Raw genomic sequence first — 1,239 nt, forward strand, 5'->3', positions numbered from 1 at the left:
TGTGGTGCGTGGTGGTGTCGGTGGTGCGCGGCCTGGGGTTGCGTTCCTGTTCTCGGGTCAGGGGAGTCAGCGGCTGGGGATGGGCCGGGAGTTGTATGAGTCCTTCCCCGTTTTCGCTGAGGCTTTTGATGCGGTGTGTGCGGAGTTGGACGGCTTGTTGGGTCGTTCGCTGCGTGAGGTGATGTGGGCTGTCGAGGGGTCGGCTGAGGCCGGTCTGTTGGATCAGACGTTGTTCACGCAGGCGGCTTTGTTCGCGGTGGAGACGGCTCTGTTCCGTTTGGTCTCGTCGTTCGGTGTCGTGCCTGATTTCGTGGCGGGGCATTCGATCGGTGAGTTGGCGGCGGCGCATGTGTCGGGGCTGTTGGGTCTTGCGGATGCGTGTGTGCTGGTCGCGGCGCGTGGTCGTTTGATGCAGGGCGCGCGGTCGGGCGGCGCGATGGTGGCCGTGGAGGCGGGTGAGGCGGAGGTTCGCGAGTCGCTGGCCGCTTTCGCGGGCCGGGTGGATGTGGCGGCGGTGAACGGGCCGCGTGCGGTGGTGGTGTCCGGTGACGAGGACGCGGTGCTGGAGGTGGCTGCTGGTTGGGCTGCCCGTGGTGTCCGTACGAGGCGTCTGACGGTCAGCCATGCGTTCCACTCGCCGCATATGGAGGGTTTCCTCGAGGAGTTCGAGCAGGTCGTCGCGGGGCTGGAGTTCGGCGAGCCGGTGATTCCGCTGGTGTCGACGTTGACCGGTGGTCTGGTCGGTGCGGGCGAGTTGGCGGATGCGGGGTACTGGCCGCGTCAGGTGCGTGGGACGGTGCGTTTCGCGGACGCGGTGGAGACCTTGAGCGGTCTTGGGGTCGGTGCGTTCCTCGAGCTGGGTCCTGATGGTGTGCTGCTGGCGATGGCCGAGCAGACGCTGGCGGGGTCGGGTGTGGAGGGTGTGCTGGCGCCGGCGTTGCGGCGTGGGCAGGGTGAGTCGCGTTCGTTGCTGGGGATGCTGGCGGCGGCGTATGCGTGCGGTGTGGGTGTGGACTGGTCGGTGCTGTTCCCGGCCGGGCGTTTGGTGGATCTGCCGGGGTATGCGTTCCAGCGCAGTCGTTACTGGCTGGAGGCGCCGGCTGGTGGGGCGGGTGCTTCGGCGCTCGGTCTGCAGGATTCCGGACATCCGTTGTTGGGGGCGGTCACGGGTCTGGCTGATGGTGGTGTCCTGTTCAGTGGGCGCCTGTCCCGGCACACCCACCCCTGGCTCACCGACCA

General features: G+C 67.8%; 1 protein-coding gene. It reads left to right on the forward strand.

Going from position 1 to position 1,239, the window contains the following annotated elements:
* Positions 1-1,239: acyltransferase domain-containing protein (locus ABTY61_RS41880; protein ID WP_350510499.1), on the forward strand; the 1,239-nt coding region annotated here is incomplete at both ends.

It is taken from the genome of Kitasatospora sp. NPDC096128, assembly GCF_040303105.1.
Lineage (GTDB): Bacteria > Actinomycetota > Actinomycetes > Streptomycetales > Streptomycetaceae > Kitasatospora.